This window comes from Dethiosulfatibacter aminovorans DSM 17477 (assembly GCF_900142005.1).
Lineage (GTDB): Bacteria > Bacillota > Clostridia > Tissierellales > Dethiosulfatibacteraceae > Dethiosulfatibacter > Dethiosulfatibacter aminovorans.
The window spans coordinates 37,088-59,074 of record NZ_FQZL01000022.1; the positions used below are offsets into that span (position 1 = coordinate 37,088).

The following is a 21,987-nucleotide window of genomic DNA, read 5'->3' on the forward strand; positions in this document are numbered from 1 at the left end:
ATTGAATGATATGAAAAAAACATATACAACCGAAAGAAATATCAGTAAAAAATTATTTGAATACAAGGAAGAGTGGAATAAATTCATGAGGGATGAAACCGTGGACACAGAGATCATTCCAGAGTATATTTTAAAGTCTTGGAAAATAAGCAAAGAATATGGTGTCAATCCTAATGTTTTAAAAAATAACAGCATAATATATTATGGTAAAAAAAATCAAATACCGGAAGAGAGCAGACAATTAATAAAATATCAAGTTATTCTGAAAGAATTGGCCGATATTGCTGAAGAGAATGGATTCAATTTTTTGTTTGTGGATACAAATCTAAAAGCTATATATTTTGATTCAGAATTACATAATTTATTCCAGAAACCACAAATTGATGAAGTGCTATTTATGGGGTCAGACTGTTCAGAAAAAATTATTGGAACTTCTTCAATGAGTGTAGCATTAAGAGAAAATAGAAGTGTACAGTTAATTGCAGCACAACACTACAATCAGGAATTTCACAACACGCACTGCTCAGCATCCCCGATCTATTCAGAAGACGGCAGTAAAATTGGCGTCTTAAACTTATCAAGCAATAATATGAGCAAAATTTATGAAAGCAGGATTCTTTTAGACGTATTAATTGAAATCTTCAGAATAAGATTGAAAGAAGAAAAAACATTGCTTAGGAAAAACGTTCTTTTGATAAATCAACTTGAAAACGAATCAGAAGACGGTTATATAATGCTTGATGGCAATGAAGATGTTGTATATTATAATAAAAATGCTATAAAACTTCTAAATATAAGCGAAAATGGCAATTTGAAATCTTCCCTGTCACAAAATATTGACAAACTGAAATTAAATGATTTTAAATATAGCCAGGAGCAATATATTCAAATAGCAGGGAATAATGTGAAGTTTAAACTCATAGAGTTTTATGGGTTTGAAGAGAATACTGAAAAGATAATTGTCATATCAAAGGTGGATAAAAATCAGGTCACTCTAAAACCAAAGGAAAGTGAAGATGGACTCTTGAATTTCACTAATATAGTCGGAAAAAGCATAGATATTAGAGAAGCTAAAAATCTGGGAATTCAGATTGCAAAGACAGATCTTCCAATACTCATATTCGGCGAAACCGGTACTGGAAAGGAGATGTTCGCTCAGTCCATACACAACAGCAGCAACAGACGCGAGGGACCCTTTGTTCCTATAAACTGCGGAGCTATTCCACTTGAACTTGTAGAAAGTGAACTGTTCGGATATGAATCCGGAGCATTCACAGGAGCGTTAAGAACAGGCAAGAAAGGTAAAATTGAAGTCGCTGAAGGTGGAACTCTCTTTCTCGATGAAATTGAAAGCATGCCTATGTCTGTCCAGATCAAGCTATTAAGAGCGTTGTCGTCGAGAAAGATTGTAAAGGTGGGAGGAACAAAATCAATATCCATTGACATCAGAATAGTCTCGGCTACAAAAAAAGACCTTCTGAAGGAAGCTGACAAGGACAATTTCAGAGAAGATCTTTACTATAGAATAAGCACTTTCATTTTAAAGCTGCCCCCCTTGAGGGAACGAACAGATGATATTGAAATATTGCTGAATCATTTCATAGAGGAATACCGCCAAAGAAGCAACTACTGTACAGGAAGATATTCCAAGGAGTTTTTAGAGGCGCTGAAGAAATACTATTGGAGAGGCAATGTAAGGGAATTTAAAAATGTAATACAAAGAGCAGTTGTCCTGGCTGGCGACAAGGGCAAGATTGACATCGACCATCTTCCTGATAATATTCGAAGTTCCTATATCTATAAAAATACGAAGGAAAAGTTAGTTGAAATACTCAGTGAAAAAAAGTATTCAAATGCACTCAAGATCGGTGAGGAAATAATTATCAAAGATGTATTGAACACAACAGATTACAATATTAACCAAAGTGCCAAGTTATTAGGCATCACAAGAAGCACCTTGTACAAAAAAATCCAGAAGAATCCATGTTTGATAAACAAGAAGGAACTCTAGAAATTGCAAACCTAATGAAGGGTATTCGAAAGATTCAAAATAGCTAATTTCATATTTATCTTGATTTGACTTTTCTCTAATCAATGTCTTAATTCCAAACATGTGTATTTTCAACAATAAAACTGTTTAACACCAAAAGGCGCATATTTCTCATGAAATTGCGGTATAATAAGAATATACCGGTTTACGTTAAGAAATTATGATAATTGGAGGGGAGAAATGAACGGATTGCAGATGATCGCAGAGAATGATATAAGGATCCATAATGAAAAAGTAATCAAAATTGCAAGACAGTTGAAAGAACGCAAAAGCACTACTCCATTAAGTCTAAAGAAAAAGGCTGTTTCTCACGAGGTACCCAAACCTAATGACAAAAGGCATTCAGATGAGAAACTTGACATAAGCGACCTTGACGAGGTTATCCATATCGATGCAGAAAAAATGATTTGCATTGCAGAGCCTGGTGTAACATTTGAGAAACTTGTAGAAGAGACCGGCAAACACGGACTCGCTCCCGTTGTAGTACCGGAGCATAAAACCATAACTATAGGAGGTGCCGTTGCAGGAGGTGGAATTGAATCCATGTCATACAAGTTTGGTTCATTCCACGACAGTTGTCTTGAATTTGAAATTGTCACTGCCAAAGGCGATGTTATGGAATGCACTCCGGATAATGAGAATATGCTTTTATTCCAGATGGTTCACTGGACGTTTGGAACATTGGGAATAATTACATTGCTCAAGTTCAGGCTCATACCTGTAAAACCGCTGGTGAAGATGACTTACGAAAAATTTGAAAGTCTAGAAGAATACAAAGACGCAATAAAGGAACATTATATCAAACGAGATATTGATTTTATGGACGGTATTATCCATTCCTCTGAAAAATTCGTTCTTTGTGCAGGAGATTTTGTTGATGATGCTCCTTACACTCACAACTATGACTGGTTGAGGGTGTATTATCAAAGTACAGATGAAAGAAAAGAAGACTACCTGAAAACACCCGACTATTTCTTCAGATATGATAGCGGAACAACAAGCTCACATCCAAAATCATTCATTGGAAGACTTCTGTTCAGAAAATTCATAAACTCCAATAACGTACTAAAGGTTACCAATGATTTAAGAAAAGTAATACCTTCAAATTTTATTCCCATAACGGTTGACCTTTTCCTGCCGTTCTCAAAGGTCGATGAATTTATGGAATGGTATGTAAAAGAGGTTAATCATTTCCCACTATGGTGCGTACCCTATAAAGTAATGCATAAATATGAATGGTTATCCGACGAATTTCTGGAAAATGTCGAGGATGAACTTTTTCTTGACATTGCAATATATAATATGAAAAGGGAAAATCCGGAACATTACCATAGGATCATCGAAGAAAAATTGATTGAACTGGGTGCCATTAAGACTCTTATATCAACCAACCTTTATTCCGAAGAGGAATTCTGGAATATATGGAATAAAAAGAACTATGATTTGGTCAAGGAAAAGACTGATCCGGACAATATATTCAGGGGTTATTATGAGAAGATGTGCAGAACATCAAGAGGATTGGGCAGATAGGATTAAACGACTCTAACCTTAATGCAATTTGGCGTAATTCGATTAACGGAAATAGTTTGGAATTACGCCATTTTTTATCAGGTTCACTTTTAATATCAGCACGTTCCATGAGCAAGAAGCGCAACCTGTTCCCCGGCATGATACAATTTGTTATATCTTCTGCAAGCTTCCGGAGTCCTTTCAACAATCACTTTTTCAAAGCCATTTTCAAGAAGGTAATTGACTACTTCTTCCGGTACAGTCAAAGCACCATTTGCACCATTTCCTATAACCAGAATCTTGATGTTCCTGTCAATTACTTTATCTACCATTGATATGTTCAGCACATGCCCCTTTCTCGCTTTCCATCTTCTGACTTTATCACCTGTCAACCTTATGTCCTTGCCTTTTCCTATTCTTGAATCGCCTTCTTCAGAGTGTTCCTCTCCCAATATAATAAATTTACCCCACGAATAGTGTTCAATAGGCCCTTTAGGATCATCAAACATATTTCTCACCTCTCTACTTAAATTCTACATATCATCTCCCCAGTCGTCAACATCAGCCTGATTTTATATAAGATATCCGCCCCTGCATCCAAGCGCTTGTACCTTGCCCGATCTTAATATTCTTATTAAGAAAATCGTAGTATAATAGAGTTATCAAGATATTATATCCATTAAACTTATAGAACATCAAAAAACCATTTGAAGTCAACTGTCTTAACGATGTGCGAAATCACCTTAAAGTAGAAAAGAATAGAAGGAGATATCTGTTATGCTAAAAAAGCGATTGCAAATCAAGGACTCTCAGGTAAGAAAGAATCTTAAATGGCACATATTGCGCCTGTTGCGGCTAAACAGCAGAACTAGACAAGAACTTCTAGACAAGATCAAGGAAATGTATGTAGGCTATTGGATGTCAAATAATGAACTCATAGATATCAATTTAAACACTCTGATGCATGAAGATTCTATAGAATATTCAGATAAATACGCAATAACAGAAAAAGGGCTGCACGAATTAGACAAAAGGGAAAAAAGTATTGAACAGCACCATATGAGTTATCTATCAAAAGAGGCCTGTGCCAAATACTCCTTGTGGGGAAATGTTGGGCTGTCGGCCTTGGAATTTTTTATCGGCTTTCTCTCCGGAAGCATTGGTCTTATTGCAGATGCTGTACACACCGGCATAGACATAGTTGCATCAGCAATAACATGGATTGGCATAAAGATAGATAGAGAAGCACAATCTGCCCTTATTGGTGGTATAATCCTATGTTGCATCGGTGCCTTCATTGCTTTTGAATCGATAACAAAGATATTTACACCCGTTGAGATACATTTCCAGATTGTTGCTTTGGTTACCATAGTAATCAATATAGCCGTTAATGGCTATTTCTCCTACTATAAGTTTTATGTTGGTGGGCAGACAAGAAGTATATCACTGGTAGCCGATGCCTATCATACAAAAACAGATATCTGGTCATCGGTAGCTGTTTTAATCGGTCTTCTTGGTGCAACTTTAGGATTTTTCGCGTTAGATGCTATTGCCGGGGTAGTCGTTTCTTTTTTCATAATCCTGGGTGGCTATGAGCTAATCAAGGAATCTCATGGTATTATGCAAGGCAAAGATCCTAAAATCGAAAAATTCTCGAGATTTCTTGACAGCCATCTAAATGTTTTACAAGAGAGAGGAGTATTTATATTCCTCTGGTTCTTAAATCTGAGAGAGACAACAAAAGAAGAGAATTTCAAGTGTGTTAAAAAAGGTTTTGGAAAACACTTCCCGGTGAAACTGGAGGATAAGGATTATGAGAGTATTTATGCTGGACTAGTGATAGACCATCTATTGGAATCGGTGAATGGAAAACTTAGATTGACCGAAAAAGGTAAAAAAGAACTAAATAGGTTAGCAAAAAAGCAAGTTGCCTACGTCGCCTGGTCTAAAAGCAAATTCGTAAATGCAAGAAAAATCAATTGGTTTAGCGAGGGATTATAAACAGTATTATCAAGACAGCCAAGAAAAAGGAGCTGTTTATATAGAATAAATATCTACATAACAGCTCCTTGCACTAAACTATACCATTCAATTCATTTTTTTATCAATAGATTTAAATCAAAACAAATACATATATCAATTGTCGACAAATGGACTATTATTTACTAAAACGGACCGTAATCTATCAGTACCGCGATTGTAAGCAAAACAACTGACATTCCTATCAAAAGCGACACTAAAGGTATAACAAATCTGAACCACTTGTTGAAAGGCACCTTGCCCATTCCAAGCATAATCAGCAGAACTCCAGCAGTTGGATAGATAATATTTGTAAGTCCATCACCCAATTGAAATGCCAATACTGCAATCTGTCTATTCAAGCCTACAATATCAGACAAAGGCACCATAATAGGCATTGTTGCTGCAGCTTGTCCACTACCAGATACTATGAAGAAATTAATTGCACAGTGGGCGGCAAGCATAGCATAAGCACTTATCATTACAGGCAGATTAGACAATGGAATTGAAATAGCATGAATCACCGTATGTATAATACCTGCTTGATCAAGAACCGCAGTAATCCCATATGCAAATCCTATAACACAAAGCCCTGGAGCAAACCCAGCAATTCCATTTAGAAAAGCTTTTGTACCATCGTTTATGCTGATTTTATTAGCTATCATTGTTATTATGGTTACCCCAATAAACAATGCTGCCATTTCAGTAAAAAACCATCCCCAGTTTAATGCACCATAGACAAATAATCCTAATGCTGAAATCACAGATAGTATTGATATTACATGTCCACCAGTCAACGATGTTTCATTCATTTTTTTATCTTTGTGCAACTCGTCTTCAACTTCAACGTTGGCCATAAAACTCTTGCTCGGATCCTTTCTTATCTTCCTCGCATATCTCAATACATATATAAGTGAAAATCCGACCATGAATATCATACTTATTGTTCTGAATGCAAATCCTGAATACATCGGAAGTTCAGCTATACCGTGAGATACTCCTACAGTAAAAGGATTACTTGGTCCGGTTGCGAATCCAACAATACCACCTACAATTGCCAGCGATACACCTACTATTCTATCATAACCCAATCCTAAAGCTATTGCTATAGCTAAAGGAACAAAGGGAATCGCTCCTTCTGCGAATCCAAGAAAGCCTCCTAAAAATGCAAAGAAACCAAACAATACCACGATGATTATATCACCCTTTTTACCGAATACCTTAACAATTCTCGAGACGAATGCATCAAAAGCACCTGCATAAGTAACAACTTGTATTGCTCCACCAACCAACATTCCACACAGCATCATCGTAGCTGCAAAACTATTTGCAAATCCCCTAGGTATAGCTGTAAGAACATCCATAAATTTAATTCCAGGCACTTCAGTATAATGAAAACTATTGCTGTCTACTATCATCCTTCCATTCATTTCCACCATGTCATATGACCCTGAAGGAATGACATATGACAATAAGGCACACCCAACTATTATGAAAAATATTAGTGCATATGGATTTATCATTTCCCTCTTCTTACCAACTTTTTCTTTTAGGTTTTTATTATTTGATTCGCTCATTAAAAATCCTCCTTGTTTAAATACTCTATTGCAATCTCTTTATATAGTTTTGATCCTATAATGAGACTGTCTTCATCAACTACCATTCTTGAATTATGCAAACATTCCTTATCGGATACCTCATTTCCTCCGCATCCCAGCCAAATAAATGCACCTTGCCTTGTTTCCAAATAATGCGAAAAATCTTCACCTCCTAATTTAGGCACATCACTCATGGTTACACCAGAAATGTCCTTAATACCCTCGCATACTTTCTTTACAAACATAGACATGCGTTTATCATTAATAGTAGCCGAATATCCCTTTAATCTAGTAAATTCATAGGAACCGCCATACATCTCAGTAGTGCCCTTTACTACATTCTCCATTTTGTTAAATATGGCATTCCTGATATTTTCATTGAAAGTTCTAACTGTTCCCAATAGGTTGACTTCTGTTGGTATGGCGTTGAAAGCCGTACCACCTTGAATCTTTCCTATGGAAATCAACGCTTTTTCAATCGGATCTATTTCTCTGCCAATAATACCTTGAAACTGTCCAATTATTATCGACGCCATATAAATCGGATCAATTCCCAAATGTGGAGACATTGCATGAGTTCCTTTGCCAATAATTTTAATATCGAACAAGTCTGTAGCTGCCATTGCCTCAGTATTTGGAATTTCAATGTACCCTGTCGGAATATTTGGCGTGACATGTATTCCAAAAATCGCATCAACATCATCTATCAGTCCACTTTCCATTACAATTCTGGCACCACCCGGTGCTGGTCCTTCCTCAGCCGGTTGAAAAATCAGTTTTACCGTCCCTTTTATTTTATCCTTATTGTCAGCCAGCATTTTTGCCGCACCAAGTAACATGGCGGTATGACAATCATGGCCACATGCGTGCATATATCCTTCATTTTTTGAACTGAATTCCAGTCCTGTCTCCTCAGGTATATTCAATCCATCAATGTCACCCCTTATGGCAACCGTTTTCCCGCTTTCGATTCCTGAAATGGTTGCAACGACTCCTGTTGTTACTCTCGATGGAAGACTTGCTCCAGCTCTTGTAAAATATTGTTTCGTTGAATCATCTACCAGTCCTGTCGCATCGACATTTATTCTCTCGTATTCTATCCCATATTGTTTCAAACATTCAATTATGTATTTAGTAGTATTGTATTCATTAAATCCGGTTTCCGGACACATATGTAGATTCCTTCTGTTTTCAATTATTCTTTCTTCGTAGTTTTCAATCATAGTATCATACCTCTTTTTCATTTAAGCTTCTCTTGTTTTTATTCTATGAATAATTTTTTAACAATTGGCAGTGAGCACCTATATCAATGAGTCTCCTGCACTTTTATTTCTAAACATTTTTTTATAAAGCTGTCGAAAATACTTCTTTGTTCAACTACATTTCTTATCATTTCCGGATGCCATTGCAATCCCATGATATACTTGTCTTTATTACAGCTTTCAATGCATTCGATGATATTATCATCAGATTTCGCAGTAACTTTCAAATTCTCTCCCACTCTGCTAACACTTTGGTGATGGATGGAATTCACCATCAGTTTTTCTTTATTTACGATATTAAAAAGATTGCTGTCCCTGGATACATTTACACTGTGAACCATTTTGTTCCAATTAAGGATATCCGAATGCTCCGACCTTGTAATATTCTGATATTTTATATCTTGGTACAAGGACCCGCCCATTGCTACATTTATTATCTGCATACCCCTGCATATTCCCATCATAGGTTTATCCGTGTTTTCATAGATGTGTTTGACTAATTCTATTTCCATACGATCTCTTTCATCATTAAATTTTGCATAAAAGCTCGCATCATTGTCATCCAAGGTGTCAATATTACCAAGAAGGCCTTTCGAATATTTGTTTTCCTCGTTGTAGACAAACGGATTAATATCATTACCGCCTGTAAACAATATTCCATCCAATACATTCACCAGACTTTCAATATCCTTTATATCGCTGAAAGATGGAAGCAGCAGAGGAATTCCACCAGCCTCTTCAATGGCCCTGATATCATTGTCGAACACCATTGAAAATTTCAATTCATTAAATTCCAGCATGTTTTTTATTGACTCGCATGCATTGCATACTTTTTCGAATTCCTTTTTTTGCTCTTCATTTCCTTTATTCAATTTTGGCAACCAGCTATTTACACTAACACAAGTAATTCCAATTATTGGTTTCATAATAGACTCCTAAAAACTTTTGTTGACTTCATCCATTTCGTTAACATTGTCAACTGTTGATATTGTTAACTATAACACATTTAAAGTACTTTGTCAATAACGTTGCTTACGGCATTGAATCTTTCTTATAGTATTAAATGTTTAACAATCTAATTTTCTTTTTAGTATCTTAGTGCAATAAAAAAAGACTGAAAACATCTATTCGATATCTCAGTCTTTATGTATTTATTTATAAAATTATCTGATCTCATTTATATTGCTGTATAGCTTAATCATCATTTCTTTGGATATATTCAGTTCTTCCGAATTAATCTCTTTCATACAATCAAGCCATATTCTCATCTGTATTTCCACACTCTTCTCAACTTCTTCCTTCCCTTTATCCGTTAAAAAAAGTCTAAAATGTCTCCTATCGCTCTGATCTATTTCTTTAAACAGTAGATTTCGATTTTCTAAATCTCTAATCACTCTTGAAACACTTGCCTTATCAATTCCAACAACACTTGCAAGTTCATTCTGATTGACTCCCTCATGTCTTTTTATATTAATCAAAACAATAGATTGTAAAGTGGTCATATTAATTGCTTTCAAATCATTGCCAATAATAAGCATCAATTTCCTATAAAAAAGAGACAAATATTTACCCATTTCACGGATATCTTCAATTATTTGATCATTATCAGTTTCATTATTTCCTTCGTATTCAGCAGGCAAACTCTACATTCCTCCTATCATTAAACTCTAATAAAGCTTATCATAGAATAATTATTTATTCAACCTAGTTTTCTTGCCGTTAATATCAATCTTAATTAACTCCCAAATACCTGTCAGGCACCTAATAAAAAGAAAGTTGCCCATTTTCATAGACAACTCACCTGACTAAAATTTAATCTGCTTTTCTCTTATAGCAGCTCTATCTCTATATGTTTTATGTTGCCGTCTTATTACATAGTCTATAACCTGTTCTTTCTTCTAAAAGCCGATCCTTTTAAGTATTGTTGTTATATCTTCTTCTGATGCTGTAAAATTAATTTTATCGTCTGAATTCAAAAAATCTATTGCGTATTGTACTGTTGCTGCTGCGCCTAGTTTCAATACATCTTCATCAATATCAAAATGTGGATTATGGTGTCCTGCTCCTGTACCCTTCTCTTCATTACCTATTCCCAAAAAGGCAAACACCCCTGGGAAATATTGCATATAGAAAGCCATGGATTCTCCTCCCATCCAAGGATGTCTCTGATAGAGAGCGTCCTCTCCTAATGCCTTCACTACTGATTGAGCTGCTATTTTAGAGCAATCTTCATTATTATATGTCAAGATATTGTGCGATTTTGGTTCTCTGATAAACTTATATGTACAATTGTGGAGTTTGCATGTATCATTGAGTATATCTCTAATATACTTTTCAGCTTTAGAACCTATTTCTTCATGATCCGTATGTCTCAACGAAGCTCCGAAAGTCAAATTTTCTGGAATTATATTCGGTGCGTCTCCCATCTTGACATAACCTACTGAAAAAGTTGTTGGGAAAAACGGGTCAAGCTTGTTCAATCTCATATCTTTCAAAGAATTATAAACATCAGCAAAACAATCTAATGGATTATTTGCCAAATCCGGCCTTGAGCCATGACCTCCCTTTCCACCAATTTCAATTTCAAAAGTTACATTTACTGCCATTCTTGGCCCTGGATCAACAGAAATTTTACCGCTTGGCGTCTCTGCTTGAAGGTGAATACCCCAGACTCCATCAGCCTTCATTTGTCGCAAATGCTCTACAATCATTAATCCGTAACCTATTTCTTCGCCTTGTTCAAAGGCAAACACGATTTCTCCATTGATCAAATCTTTATTTTCAGATAGAATTTTAGCTGCTCCCAGCAACATTGCAGTGTGTCCATCGTGTCCACACATATGTGCTACTCCATCTATTTCTGATACACACGTTTTTGGTTTAATGATATTATTTGGATCTTCCTGCATTGGCAACGCATCTATATCCGCTCTAAGAATAATACGTTTACCTTCCTTTGAACCTTTTAGTTTTCCTACAATTCCGCCTCTCTCAACAACCTCATATTCAATCCCGAATTTTTCAAGTTCTTTTTTTATGATTTCCATTGTATGCTCTTCTGTTCCACCTACTTCAGGATGCCTATGGAACTTTCTTCTCATATCAATAACATATTGCTCTTCTTTTTCAGCAAGTTTTAAAATATCCATTTTTACAACTCCTCTATTTGTTATTCTTCTTTGAACATATAATCTAATTAGATTATCAATTCCTTTTTATTAGATTTAAATTCTTCGACAGCTTTCTTTATTCTCTCCAGCCCTTCCATCATTACTTTGGTAGGACAAGCGATATTCATTCTCTCATATCCGTTGCCTTCCTCTCCGAAAATATATCCTTCATCAAAGAAAACTTCTGCTTCCATGTGCATCAATTTTTCAAGCTCTTCATTTTCGAGTCCCAGGCTGTTGAAATCCATCCATTGCAGATAGGTTCCTTCAAGGTCAAACACCTTTATTTCCGGCAGATTCTCCTGGAAGAATTTTTTCAGTTCAAGATGATTATGGTAAATCAACTCATTAAGCTGATCCAGCCACTCTTCGCACTCCGTATATGCGATTTCACAGGCCTTGTATCCCAGTATTCCCAGAGTGAAAAAGCCATTGGATGTTACTTCCTTGAGATAATCTTTTCTGATTTCCTCATTTGGAATGATGATGTTTGATGTCTGCATTCCTGCGAGATTGAAGGTCTTGCTGGGCGCTGTACACACTATGATATTATCTTCGACTTCCTTTGAAAGTTTTGCCATTACCGTATGCTTATGTCCTGGCATTATGAGGTCAAAATGAATTTCATCCGATATTATTAAAACATTGTTCCTAATGCATATCTCGGCAACCTTCTCCAGTTCTTCCCTTTCCCATACCCTTCCAACAGGGTTGTGGGGACTGCAGAAAAGCAGTATCTTGTTGTTGGTATCCTTAGCTTTTTCCTCAAGGTCTTCATAGTCAATTACATATCTTTCCCCATTGTTTACTAGACTGTTTTTTACGAGTCTTCTTTCGTTCTTTTCTATGGCATTGTAAAATGGATAATATACAGGCGTATTTATGATCACGCCTTCGCCGGGTTCTGTGAACGCCTTTATTGCAGAAAAGAATGCACCCACTACTCCTGGCGAACCAACAATCCACTCTTCTTTGATGTCCCAGTCATGCCTCTTCTTCATCCAGCCCACAACAGCCTCATTATATTCTTTTGTAGGTATCGTATACCCAAGTATTGTATTGTCCAGATACTTTTTAATACCTTCGATAATTTCCGGAGGATTCTTAAGCTCCATGTCAGCGACTGAAAAAGGTATAATGCCTTCGCTTACATCTGGATTCCATCCCAACATTTGCTCGTATTTGGCAGATCCAGTATTGTATCTGTTTATGACAGTTTCAAAATCATATTTCATTTCATTGCTCCTTTAAATGTTATTTTATCTTTCATATGCTAAAATCATATGTTTGTTTTATATTTATATTCATCTTCTCTAAAAATTTTCTCCCTTTTGAACACCATATATGCTATCAGAAATCTTATTGTCAAATCAAGAGCCAGGGACAGCCAGACCATTAAGAGTTCTCCCTTGACAACATAAGATACAAACAATACCAGCGGCACCCTTATTATCCATATCCCGATACCTGCATTGATCATCGGGAAATATGTACGCCCTGCTCCCCTGAAGACTCCATTTAGCATGAGGGTCAAATTTTGAGGTATCTGCATAAATCCCATTGTGAACAAATAGATGCTGCCTATTTTAACGACTTCAAGGTTGTCCGTCAGAACCCTCATTATCATTGCAGGGAAAAATATCAACATACCTGCCGTTACTATCGTAATTGAAAGAGTGATCTTTTTCAATTCAACGTAATACATTCTTCCCAACTCATGACTTCCAGATCCCAAAGCCTGTCCTATGAATGCCGCAGCTGCTATTGAAATTCCCGCAGCAGGCATGTAGGATATGGATTCCGCCTGCAGTCCAAGTTGATAGGCCGCATATTCAGTTTCCCCATATGTAAGTATGCCTTTTGCTATGACTCCAGCAGATATTTGCCAAAATGATATTTCCAATGAAGCCGGCAATCCATATCGAATCAAGGCACGAAACTCTCTTGATCTTGAGATTTTATCATAGAGATCCAGGTCATATATTGTTTTCTTGACATATGCGTACAAGATGTACAGACTAAATAACGATGCAGCAAAGTGTCCAATATTGAGAGCATATGCCGCCCCTTTAAGCCCCATTTCCGGAAAGCCGAACATTCCAAATATCAGCAAGAAACTGAATACAATGTTCAGTAAATTCAATATTACTGTCGATATCATAGGTGTCTTTGCATCGCCCTTTCCTTGAAGAATTCCTGAAGCAAACAATATGATTGAGGCAAAGGGTATGCTCCAAGAAGTAATCTTAAGGAATGTTGCTGCACTTTCCAGCAGTTCAGAATGCGAAGTAAACATCTTAACCAGACTGTCTGCAAACCAAAACAATCCTTGCTGAAGCAGCATTGATGCTGCTATGACAAGTATCAAGCCTTGCCTGATCATCAAAATATTTTTATGGTTTTCATTTGATCCATAATTGTGTGCTACATAAGCTGATGCTCCTATACCCAAACCTTTGAACCATGACCATACAATCCTGAAAAGAATATTACCGATACCAACAGCTCCTACAGCAAGGGGACTTAGCCTTCCTACAAAAGCCATTGTTACCGTACCTGCTGCCATTTGAAGTACGTTCTCTGTAGAAATAGGCAGGATCATAGACAAAATATTGTGTCTGATCTCTTTCTTTTCTGAATTGATATCTCGAAGTTTGTCCATGTTTCCTCCTGCCTCTCGTGTTACAGAGCCTTCTTTTCTCTTATCAAAGGCTTCAATCCATCAGAAGGATTGAAGCCTAGTATTTTACGAGCTACATCATAATCTTTAACAATTCTTCTGCAGTTGGAATATCAGCTAAATCCTTTGCATATTTTGAATAGCTGATTTTCCCTGACTTGTCTATGGCGAAGACAGCAGGCAACTGCATTTCTTCACCTTCGTATTCACCATGCTTCAGTCCTGATTTTTGAGCCCTTGCAACTTTCCTTATGGTACTGCAACTTAAAAGCTTAATTTTAGACTTTGCCGGAACTATTTCAAACCTTTTATACAACTCCATATCCGGATCGCAAATAATATCGTATGACAAAGGTTTTTTTATCAAGTTATCCCTCATCATTCCAGGATCTGACTGAAGCACCACTTTCAAATCTATATCATTACTGATGAATTCGTTTGCATGTTCTTCAATTTCCAGCAAATCAAGCTGGCATACAGTGCAGCCATAATATCTCAGAAAAAATAAGGCTGCTTGTTTTCCTCTTATTTCATCCAAATAGTCTATATTGCTATCATATGCCGTAGAATACTTGAACTCAGGCATACTGTCTCCAACATTCAGTTTCATGTCTTATACTCCTCCGGTCCAGCCTATTGCATACAATACATAAATCCAAACAAATGATACAAGTATCATGAACATCATTTTGGGGAATACCCATTTAACCCACTTGTCAAAAGGAACTTTGGCTATTGCAGCCGAACCAATTGTCCATCCCAGAGCAGGTGAAATAAGATTTGTAAATCCATCACCATATTGGAAAGCTTGAACAGCAATCTGACCATTCAAACCTAAAGCCTCAGTAACTGGTTGAATAATAGGAATCAACATAGCGGCCTTACCTGTAGCGGATGGAATCAATGGATTGATCAATGAAATTATAGCAGTTATGCCAACCGTTGCAATCCCTCTGTTTAAGTTCATAATAGGTTTAGTCAAAGTGTAAACTATTGTATGTGTGATTTGTCCACTGTCCATAACCAAAGAGACAACTTTAGCCAATCCTATTATAAAGCCTACGAATGCCATTGATGAAGCTCCTTTAGCAAATGAATTGCCTATTTCATCTCCCGTCATTCCTCCAACAATTCCCATTGCTATACCAAATACTACCATGATTGTCGTATAATACGCCAATGCTTGAGAAGGTGCGACTGCTATGAAATAAACAATAAGTACATATTGAACTACGAATAATATAAGTACTAGAATATGTCTCCAAGTTAATTTAGTTTCTTTCAACAAGTCACTGTTCCCTTCGTCGGAAGCATTTAACCATTCAGTATTACCCATTACAGATTTTGATGGATCATTTTGAATCTTCTTAATGTATCTGAGGACGAAAACCAGTCCAACAATCATAAAGAAATTCATTGATAAAAATCTAGCTCCAAAACCAGACAATACTGTAATATCCATCATCATTTGCGGAATTATCATTTTAGTAGGGCCTGTACCGAATCCGATCATAGATGGAAACAAGGAAACCCCAAGAGCAACTATCGGGTCCAATTTTAATTTTTTAGCAAATAATACTCCTATGGGGACAATTGCTATCAAGGCATCTGTTCCAGCAAAAGCACCTAGGTATACCATAAGTATGAATAATACACTTACTAATACAGTAGCACCTTTATCCTTCATCTTATAAATTGACCAGTTCATTAGTACATCAAATGCACCAGTATCAAGTGCCAGTTGCATTCCTGCTCCAGCTGCTATTACCAGCATAATTATTGGCGCTGCACCTACTAGACCAGGAAATATCAGCATAGCTGCCTGCCAGGGATTAACTGGTGTTTGTTCCCCAACATATTCAAACTTATCTCCCATAAGCTTTCCAGCCTCATTTGTAGCAAATTGACCTGCAGGGATTACATACGTGAGTATACTCATCAATAATATTATACCCAGTATAATCCATAATAAGTGAGGTACTTTAAGCCTGTTCATTTTCTCAACCTTCTTATTTTTTTTTTGTTTTTCTATACTTGTCACTTTAATCCTCCATATAATTTATTATATCATGTCAGCATTAAAACAATTAAAACTTTTAGTTTAGGCCCTTAACTATTTATAGTTTAGCACCTGAACTATTATTTGTCAACAGTTTCTTTGAAAACGTCACCTCTCCACTGTTTATGTCCTGTATTAAATTTTCTTCAGGTCATAAATCTTGATTCATCAATAGCTATTTCATTCACTGAATTGACATAGTTCGCTTTACTTGATGAATTTTTTGTAATCAATTATGCAAAGAGTTGTTTGAACTTATCACTTGTGTTAATATAAATCAATAACCAAATTAAGGAGACAGTCATGGATAGAAAAGAAGAATTTTACGACTTGATGAACATAATCTATGATGTATCAGACAAGATATCGTCCTATGAAAAAAATCCAAGAACATATGGCACTGATGATTTGCTTCATATGATAGAAGCGCATACAATTGAAATAATAGGCAATAATAAGGAAATAACCTCTTCGGAAATTGCCAAAAAAATGTATAAGACAAAAGGTGCTGTATCTCAGACTATTGATAAATTAATCCAAAAGGGTTTAGTAGTAAAAAATTCACACCCAAAAGACAACAGAAAGTTTATTCTAGAACTCACCGAAAATGGAAAAATAGTTTTTGGTCACCACAGGAGAAAGGATGAAACTGCATTCGATAGATATCTAGACAGGCTGGAAGAATATTCCGACGAGGACTTTAAAAACTGTAAGGATATTCTGTGCAAAATCTTCAAATTAAATACATGATAATATAGGGATACTTTGCCATTTTAAAAAATCCAGGATTCCCTCCGTGCCAGAAAACCCACTTTCGATAACGCCGGTATTTTCGCTGTTTTCCCGGGAAATTTTCTCATAGAAACTGAAATCAACATGCAAATTAATAAGCATGTTGATTTCAGCAGATACGAGATTTCTTCGGTGAAGAGTGTAGTATCTAAAATTAATGTTACTTTTTTACACTTAATTAAGCAATCTACTTTTTGTCATTAATTGCTGTCAGTCCATCGTTCGGTTATATGTTACATCAGCAAGGTATGAACTCCTAACCAATGGACCTGATGCAACCGATCTAAACCCCATCTGATTTCCTATTTCTTTATATGATTCAAATACTTCAGGTCTAATATATTCCTTAACTGGATAGTGTTCTTTTGAAGGTTGAAGGTACTGTCCGATTGTGAGAATATCACATTCTACAGTTCTTAAGTCCTCCATTACTTTTAGCACTTCTTCTTTCGTTTCCCCTAAACCGAGCATAAATCCGGATTTTGTTACCATGTCTAAATCACATGCCCTTACATTCTTTAAAAGTTCCAGAGATCTTTCATATATAGCCATTGGTCTGACCTGCAGGTAAAGTCGTGGAACTGTCTCCACATTGTGGTTAATGACATCAGGTCTCGCTTTTATTACGGTCGTCAAGGCTTGGTAATTACCGCCAAAATCCGGAATCAAAACTTCTATGACTATATGCCTGCCTAGCGCTCTAATGCACTCAATAACCTTTGCAAAATGTCCTGCACCTCCATCTTCCAAGTCATCTCGAGTCACAGAAGTAATGACGACATGCCTTAAGCCAAGTTCTGTCACTGCTTCGGCGATTTTTTCCGGTTCTTTTAAATCTACCGTCTCCGGTTCGCCACCATGAACATTACAGAATCTACAGTTTCTTGTACAAGCGCTGCCCAATATCATGAATGTTGCAGTCTTTCTATTGTAACACTCGCCGATATTCGGACATCTCGCTTCACTGCAAACGGTATTCAATGACAATCTTCTCAGCAATTTCTCAACTTTCATTCCCTGATTTGTTGAATAAAGTTTTGTTCTTAACCATTCCGGTTTTCTTTTTATATTACCATTCATATCATTCAATATCCTCAAGTGTATCTTTCAACTCTCTGAATGTCGGTACCAATTCAAACACCTCACAAAAATACTTTGCAACCATTTGAAACAACTGATCCATATTCTGTCGTTTCCCAGTAAGAACTTCTAGAGAGGTTACACCCCTATCATCTAGTCCACATGGAACAATCCAGTCAAAATACTTCAAATCTGTGTTCACATTGAAAGCAAAGCCGTGCATGGTTACATATCGCTTGATTTCTACACCGATGGCTGTGATTTTTCGGTCACCTACCCAAACACCTGTATATTTTCCTGTATCCTTATTTGCATCAATATCAAAGTTATCCCTTAAAAGGCGAATGAATACATCTTCCATACTTTCAACATACGTCCTGGTCTTTTTGTTGATCCTTTTCAGGTTCACAATAGGGTAGCCTACAATCTGTCCCTGGCCATGATAGGTAATGTCACCACCTCTGCCAATTTTGTGAAGCCCAATACCTTCCTGATCAAGAAACTCTGGAGAATGTAACAGGTTCTTGCTTTCTGTTCTTCTTCCCATAGTGAAAACATGCGTATGTTCTACAAGCAATAAGGTTTCCTTTCGCTTATTCTGAAGTACTTCCCTATGTATTTTTTTCTGAATTTGAAGGGCAAGATCATAACTCATCCTGCCAAGTAAAATAACTTCTATTTCCACATGACCCTCCTGACTACTCCGTTCCTTCTCTATTTTTTTGCTGTATTGTTGCTGCCAAACCAATCCTGCCCAATGATGCGTTAACTTCAGAATCAAAAACATTCAATATCCCGCAAATCCAGCCCCATGATGCATCCACCACAGATGAACCCATGGTACGGTTATATTCTGAAATCCATCCATATAAAACCCAGTAGTTAAAATTAAAGTTAAAGCCTGTCTATCTTAGCTGCCAATATAAAATCATTTTCACTCAACCCGCCAATTTTATGAGTGGTCAAAGTAACAACCACCTTGCCCCACGACAACATGATATCTGGATGATGACCTTCTAACTCAGCTAATTCACCTACTTTGACAGTGAAATCCAAGGCTTCCTTGAAGTCATTGAATTTAAATTTCCTCTCAATTCGCTTATATTCAATTACTTCCCATGCTTCACTCAGATTCTTGATATATTCATTAATCTCTTTTTCCTCAAGCGTTGGTGTTCCCAACGAACATGGTACGCATGATTTTGCAGTTAGCTCTGTCATAATAAAATCCTCCTTATTAACCCAAATATCCACTTATCTATAATTATACTTCTGCTAATTTATTATTACAATATATTCAAAGAACATTAATCGTGTTTTCCCAGAATTGAGTTCCAAATTTTAATAAAAATATTATTGTTGCATTTTCTGAAAAACAGGGTTATTATATAATTATATTTCGCATACGAAATATTTGCATACGATACAAACAAGGTGGTGAAACAAAATATGAGCAAAACATTCAATAAATCAGAAACAAATTTTTTAGTTGGAATTGCCTCTACTCTAGGATTAAGACAATTCTCATTGATTCTTGCAATGCCGTTGCTTGCTGTTTATGGAAATACTCTTCAAGATTCCACATCAGCACTAGTCGGGCTTTCCATTGGAATATATGGATTGTTGCAAGCAGTTTTTCAGGTTCCATTTGGAGCTTTAAGCGATAAAATAGGACGGAAACCAGTAATTCTATTAGGAATGATTCAACTTGCACTGGGTCTTTTTCTTGCTGGTATTGCCAACAGCATCTATACTCTAATCCTAGCTAGAGCTATCCAGGGCAGCGGTGCAATTATGGCCGTAGCGTATTCCTGAATAGGTGACGTAATATCAGAAAAGAAGCGAAATGAAGCCATGAGCATTGTAGGCATATCATTTGGCTTGGCAGGAACAGCTGGATTCATCGGAGCTACACTCCTGAACAAGGTGCTTTCAGTTTCTCAGATATTTTTATCCTGTTCGATATTCACTGTCTTTACAGGGTTGTACATAGCTATTTTCATTAGAGAATATAGCATAAAAAATATTGAAAAAAAAGTGAAGCTAAAAGCTGGAATGCTGACAAAAGACATGATCAAATTAATGAGTGGAGGTTTTTTCATATATTATTCTATGGTAAGTGTCTTCATGATAGTTCCACAAATTATAGATAGAACCGTTGGCATTGGTGAAATGTGGAAGTTTTTCATACCAGGAATAATTTTAGGAATATTTTCAATGAGAATTTCTGCCAAATTAGCTGACAGAGGACATGAGAAAAAAATTGTGAGAGTTTCATTCCTTGTCTTAGTTATATCTTTGTGCTGTCTGCTAGCAGATAGATTATACCTTGTTGAAATCGGGCTGACATCGTATTTCATTGGATACATGTGCTTGGTCTCACTTTTTCCGGCGACTGTAACCAAGTTTTCACCGCAGAACTCGGCAGGCACGGTAGCAGGTGTATTTAATACGGTTCAATTCATGGGTTCCTTTTCAGGAGGACTTTTGACGGGTGTTCTTTGGGGCATAAGTAAAAACACTGCCGTTTATGGACTTATCGCACTTTGTGTAATCACAACGTTAATAGTGAATACGGTACAGAGTTATTCACCTGAACACAATAATATTAAAAATGAGATAGGAGTGATATAAAATGTTGATAATGTCAATAATAACCATGATATTGGCTCTTGCATGTTATTCAATTGGAGTTTGGGGAGAAAAGTTATCAAAAAGATTAACCAAGCAGAATCTGATGTTTTTCTGGATAGGATTCATATTTGATACCACTGGAACAACAATGATGTCGCTAATGAGCGATAAATTCACCTTTGATATTCATGGAATAACTGGTACTCTGGCAATACTGTTGATGTTGTTCCATGCAACTTGGGCTACTATTGTTTTGGTGAAAAAAAACACTGCACAAATTATCAAGTTCCATAAGTTCAGCCTATTCGTATGGATGATATGGTTGATACCTTTTATGACCGGAATGGTATTAAAAATGATATAGATCAATAAATTTCCACTGTAAGTTGCCTTTTACTGTTGTGATATAAATAGTATAATATAAAATAATGTTTACGAAAGGAATGGTGAAATGACAAATAGTACAAATGGATATCAAATCGCTTCCCTGATAAGAGAAATAAACTCCAAGCTAAACCACAGCATTAAGAATGAGTTTAAAGACACCGGACTTACTGTACCACAGATCATGGTCCTCAAAACACTTTCCAACGGCAATAGATTGAAAATCAGTGAAATCAGCAAGGAAATGAATCTTGTAAACAGTACTGTTTCTGGGATTATTGACAGACTTGAAAAGCAGGATATCGTCAAAAGAATCCGAAGCGAAGAAGATAGGAGAATAGTATATATTGAGCTTTCTGAAAAAGGCAATGAAATCATTAAAAATCACAGGGCTATTATAAATAATTTTTTCAATGACACTTTCGGCAATTTAGGCAATGAAGAAATAAATACGATTCTTACGGGACTCCAAACAGTTAAAAATGTATTGGATAAAAAATTGATTTATGAAGATAAGTCTTCTTCGAATGAGTTGGTTTTCTTTGAACACAAATAGTGCCATAGTTGACAACTTCAGCTAATGACTTGAATTCCCCTCCTTCATTTCAAGGGGGGCTATCAATCAGAAGCCATTAATTGCTGTCAGTCCATCGTTCGGTTATATGTTATATCAGCAAGGTATGCACTCCTAACCAATGGCCCTGCTGCAACCGATCTAAACCCCATTTGATTTCCTATTTCTTTATATGG

Annotated in this window: 19 protein-coding genes and 1 pseudogene; 7 read left to right on the forward strand and 13 right to left on the reverse strand. The window is 36.4% G+C overall.

The window, feature by feature from the left end; translation table 11 throughout:
• Positions 1 to 439 precede the first annotated feature (439 nt).
• Together BUB05_RS13085 and BUB05_RS13090 are read left to right on the forward strand one after the other, a co-directional pair.
• Entirely contained in the window at positions 440 to 2,011 is a 1,572-nt protein-coding gene (locus tag BUB05_RS13085; RefSeq protein ID WP_175548566.1) for a sigma-54 interaction domain-containing protein, read from the forward strand.
• A 219-nt stretch (positions 2,012 to 2,230) separates the two neighbouring features.
• The gene (locus tag BUB05_RS13090) at positions 2,231 to 3,580 is read left to right on the forward strand and encodes an FAD-binding protein (RefSeq protein ID WP_073050071.1); all 1,350 of its coding nucleotides are present in this window, start codon (positions 2,231 to 2,233) and stop codon (positions 3,578 to 3,580) included.
• Between the two features lie 95 nt (positions 3,581 to 3,675).
• Here BUB05_RS13090 and BUB05_RS13095 read toward each other — a convergent pair whose 3' ends face one another.
• Positions 3,676 to 4,068 carry an MTH938/NDUFAF3 family protein gene (locus BUB05_RS13095; protein WP_073050072.1) on the reverse strand — a complete coding sequence of 131 codons (393 nt, stop codon included), beginning with the start codon at positions 4,066 to 4,068 and terminating at the stop codon, positions 3,676 to 3,678.
• 268 nt (positions 4,069 to 4,336) lie between these two features.
• Between BUB05_RS13095 and BUB05_RS13100 the strand changes: the two genes are divergently transcribed.
• On the forward strand, positions 4,337 to 5,560 hold the full coding sequence (locus tag BUB05_RS13100) for a cation diffusion facilitator family transporter (RefSeq protein ID WP_073050073.1): 1,224 nt from the start codon (positions 4,337 to 4,339) through the stop codon (positions 5,558 to 5,560).
• Between the two features lie 164 nt (positions 5,561 to 5,724).
• Here BUB05_RS13100 and BUB05_RS13105 read toward each other — a convergent pair whose 3' ends face one another.
• The 9 genes from BUB05_RS13105 to BUB05_RS13145 all read right to left on the reverse strand — a co-directional run bounded on the left by BUB05_RS13105 (position 5,725) and on the right by BUB05_RS13145 (position 16,329).
• The gene (locus tag BUB05_RS13105; protein WP_073050074.1) at positions 5,725 to 7,155 is read right to left on the reverse strand and encodes a YfcC family protein; all 1,431 of its coding nucleotides are present in this window, start codon (positions 7,153 to 7,155) and stop codon (positions 5,725 to 5,727) included.
• On the reverse strand, positions 7,155 to 8,420 hold the full coding sequence (locus BUB05_RS13110) for a M20 metallopeptidase family protein (RefSeq protein WP_073050075.1): 1,266 nt from the start codon (positions 8,418 to 8,420) through the stop codon (positions 7,155 to 7,157). The genes BUB05_RS13105 and BUB05_RS13110 overlap by 1 nt, the downstream gene beginning before the upstream one ends.
• A gap of 62 nt (positions 8,421 to 8,482) precedes the next feature.
• Positions 8,483 to 9,364 (reverse strand): gamma-glutamyl-gamma-aminobutyrate hydrolase family protein, encoded by an 882-nt coding sequence (locus BUB05_RS13115; protein ID WP_094762931.1) that lies wholly within the window; start codon positions 9,362 to 9,364, stop codon positions 8,483 to 8,485.
• 237 nt (positions 9,365 to 9,601) lie between these two features.
• On the reverse strand, positions 9,602 to 10,078 hold the full coding sequence (locus BUB05_RS13120; protein ID WP_073050076.1) for a MarR family winged helix-turn-helix transcriptional regulator: 477 nt from the start codon (positions 10,076 to 10,078) through the stop codon (positions 9,602 to 9,604).
• Between the two features lie 258 nt (positions 10,079 to 10,336).
• Entirely contained in the window at positions 10,337 to 11,587 is a 1,251-nt protein-coding gene (locus BUB05_RS13125) for a M20 metallopeptidase family protein (protein ID WP_073050077.1), read from the reverse strand.
• 47 nt (positions 11,588 to 11,634) lie between these two features.
• Positions 11,635 to 12,843, reverse strand: coding sequence for a MalY/PatB family protein (locus BUB05_RS13130; RefSeq protein ID WP_073050078.1), 1,209 nt, complete (start codon positions 12,841 to 12,843; stop codon positions 11,635 to 11,637).
• A gap of 44 nt (positions 12,844 to 12,887) precedes the next feature.
• Complete coding sequence (locus BUB05_RS13135) at positions 12,888 to 14,270, reverse strand: MATE family efflux transporter (protein ID WP_073050079.1); 1,383 nt, start codon at positions 14,268 to 14,270, stop codon at positions 12,888 to 12,890.
• A 91-nt stretch (positions 14,271 to 14,361) separates the two neighbouring features.
• A complete protein-coding gene (locus BUB05_RS13140; protein WP_073050080.1) occupies positions 14,362 to 14,898 on the reverse strand; it encodes a redoxin domain-containing protein in 537 nt (178 codons plus the stop codon).
• Between the two features lie 3 nt (positions 14,899 to 14,901).
• Positions 14,902 to 16,329 carry a TRAP transporter large permease subunit gene (locus BUB05_RS13145; protein WP_245819885.1) on the reverse strand — a complete coding sequence of 476 codons (1,428 nt, stop codon included), beginning with the start codon at positions 16,327 to 16,329 and terminating at the stop codon, positions 14,902 to 14,904.
• 321 nt (positions 16,330 to 16,650) lie between these two features.
• Here BUB05_RS13145 and BUB05_RS13150 point away from each other — a divergent pair, with 321 nt between their 5' ends.
• Positions 16,651 to 17,097, forward strand: a complete 447-nt coding sequence (locus BUB05_RS13150; protein WP_073050081.1) for a MarR family winged helix-turn-helix transcriptional regulator — start codon at positions 16,651 to 16,653, stop codon at positions 17,095 to 17,097.
• A gap of 252 nt (positions 17,098 to 17,349) precedes the next feature.
• Here the strand turns inward: BUB05_RS13150 and lipA are convergent, their stop codons facing one another.
• From lipA to BUB05_RS13165, 3 genes are all read right to left on the reverse strand, one after another.
• Complete coding sequence (gene lipA, locus BUB05_RS13155) at positions 17,350 to 18,219, reverse strand: lipoyl synthase (RefSeq protein ID WP_073050082.1); 870 nt, start codon at positions 18,217 to 18,219, stop codon at positions 17,350 to 17,352.
• 1 nt (position 18,220) lies between these two features.
• Positions 18,221 to 19,006 (reverse strand): lipoyl(octanoyl) transferase LipB, encoded by a 786-nt coding sequence (gene lipB / locus BUB05_RS13160; RefSeq protein WP_094762932.1) that lies wholly within the window; start codon positions 19,004 to 19,006, stop codon positions 18,221 to 18,223.
• A gap of 107 nt (positions 19,007 to 19,113) precedes the next feature.
• On the reverse strand, positions 19,114 to 19,440 hold the full coding sequence (locus tag BUB05_RS13165) for a 4a-hydroxytetrahydrobiopterin dehydratase (RefSeq protein ID WP_073050083.1): 327 nt from the start codon (positions 19,438 to 19,440) through the stop codon (positions 19,114 to 19,116).
• Positions 19,441 to 19,668: 228 nt separating this feature from the next.
• On the opposite strand from BUB05_RS13165, the pseudogene BUB05_RS13175 reads away from it, so the two are divergent.
• The 3 genes and pseudogenes from BUB05_RS13175 (at position 19,669) to BUB05_RS13185 (ending at position 21,793) form a co-directional block, all read left to right on the forward strand.
• A pseudogene (locus tag BUB05_RS13175) lies at positions 19,669 to 20,853 on the forward strand (MFS transporter).
• A 1-nt stretch (position 20,854) separates the two neighbouring features.
• Positions 20,855 to 21,217: an HsmA family protein gene (locus BUB05_RS13180; RefSeq protein ID WP_073050086.1), complete on the forward strand. Its 363-nt coding sequence runs from the start codon at positions 20,855 to 20,857 to the stop codon at positions 21,215 to 21,217.
• An 87-nt stretch (positions 21,218 to 21,304) separates the two neighbouring features.
• On the forward strand, positions 21,305 to 21,793 hold the full coding sequence (locus BUB05_RS13185) for a MarR family winged helix-turn-helix transcriptional regulator (protein WP_073050087.1): 489 nt from the start codon (positions 21,305 to 21,307) through the stop codon (positions 21,791 to 21,793).
• Positions 21,794 to 21,987 lie beyond the last annotated feature (194 nt).

Excerpts from the sequence above, each read along its gene's own strand:
- BUB05_RS13130 (WP_073050078.1), bottom strand. The coding sequence starts at position 12,843 with ATGAAATATGATTTTGAAACTGTCATAAACAGATACAATACTGGATCT.
- lipB (WP_094762932.1), bottom strand. The coding sequence starts at position 19,006 with ATGTTTTTGATTCTGAAGTTAACGCATCATTGGGCAGGATTGGTTTGG.
- BUB05_RS13105 (WP_073050074.1), bottom strand. The coding sequence starts at position 7,155 with ATGAGCGAATCAAATAATAAAAACCTAAAAGAAAAAGTTGGTAAGAAG.
- BUB05_RS13100 (WP_073050073.1), top strand. The coding sequence starts at position 4,337 with ATGCTAAAAAAGCGATTGCAAATCAAGGACTCTCAGGTAAGAAAGAAT.
- BUB05_RS13140 (WP_073050080.1), bottom strand. The coding sequence starts at position 14,898 with ATGAAACTGAATGTTGGAGACAGTATGCCTGAGTTCAAGTATTCTACG.
- BUB05_RS13180 (WP_073050086.1), top strand. The coding sequence starts at position 20,855 with ATGTTGATAATGTCAATAATAACCATGATATTGGCTCTTGCATGTTAT.
- BUB05_RS13135 (WP_073050079.1), bottom strand. The coding sequence starts at position 14,270 with ATGGACAAACTTCGAGATATCAATTCAGAAAAGAAAGAGATCAGACAC.
- BUB05_RS13090 (WP_073050071.1), top strand. The coding sequence starts at position 2,231 with ATGAACGGATTGCAGATGATCGCAGAGAATGATATAAGGATCCATAAT.
- BUB05_RS13150 (WP_073050081.1), top strand. The coding sequence starts at position 16,651 with ATGGATAGAAAAGAAGAATTTTACGACTTGATGAACATAATCTATGAT.
- BUB05_RS13095 (WP_073050072.1), bottom strand. The coding sequence starts at position 4,068 with ATGTTTGATGATCCTAAAGGGCCTATTGAACACTATTCGTGGGGTAAA.
- BUB05_RS13185 (WP_073050087.1), top strand. The coding sequence starts at position 21,305 with ATGACAAATAGTACAAATGGATATCAAATCGCTTCCCTGATAAGAGAA.
- BUB05_RS13165 (WP_073050083.1), bottom strand. The coding sequence starts at position 19,440 with ATGACAGAGCTAACTGCAAAATCATGCGTACCATGTTCGTTGGGAACA.
- BUB05_RS13125 (WP_073050077.1), bottom strand. The coding sequence starts at position 11,587 with ATGGATATTTTAAAACTTGCTGAAAAAGAAGAGCAATATGTTATTGAT.
- BUB05_RS13110 (WP_073050075.1), bottom strand. The coding sequence starts at position 8,420 with ATGAAAAAGAGGTATGATACTATGATTGAAAACTACGAAGAAAGAATA.
- BUB05_RS13115 (WP_094762931.1), bottom strand. The coding sequence starts at position 9,364 with ATGAAACCAATAATTGGAATTACTTGTGTTAGTGTAAATAGCTGGTTG.
- lipA (WP_073050082.1), bottom strand. The coding sequence starts at position 18,219 with ATGAATGGTAATATAAAAAGAAAACCGGAATGGTTAAGAACAAAACTT.
- BUB05_RS13085 (WP_175548566.1), top strand. The coding sequence starts at position 440 with ATGAGTGTAGCATTAAGAGAAAATAGAAGTGTACAGTTAATTGCAGCA.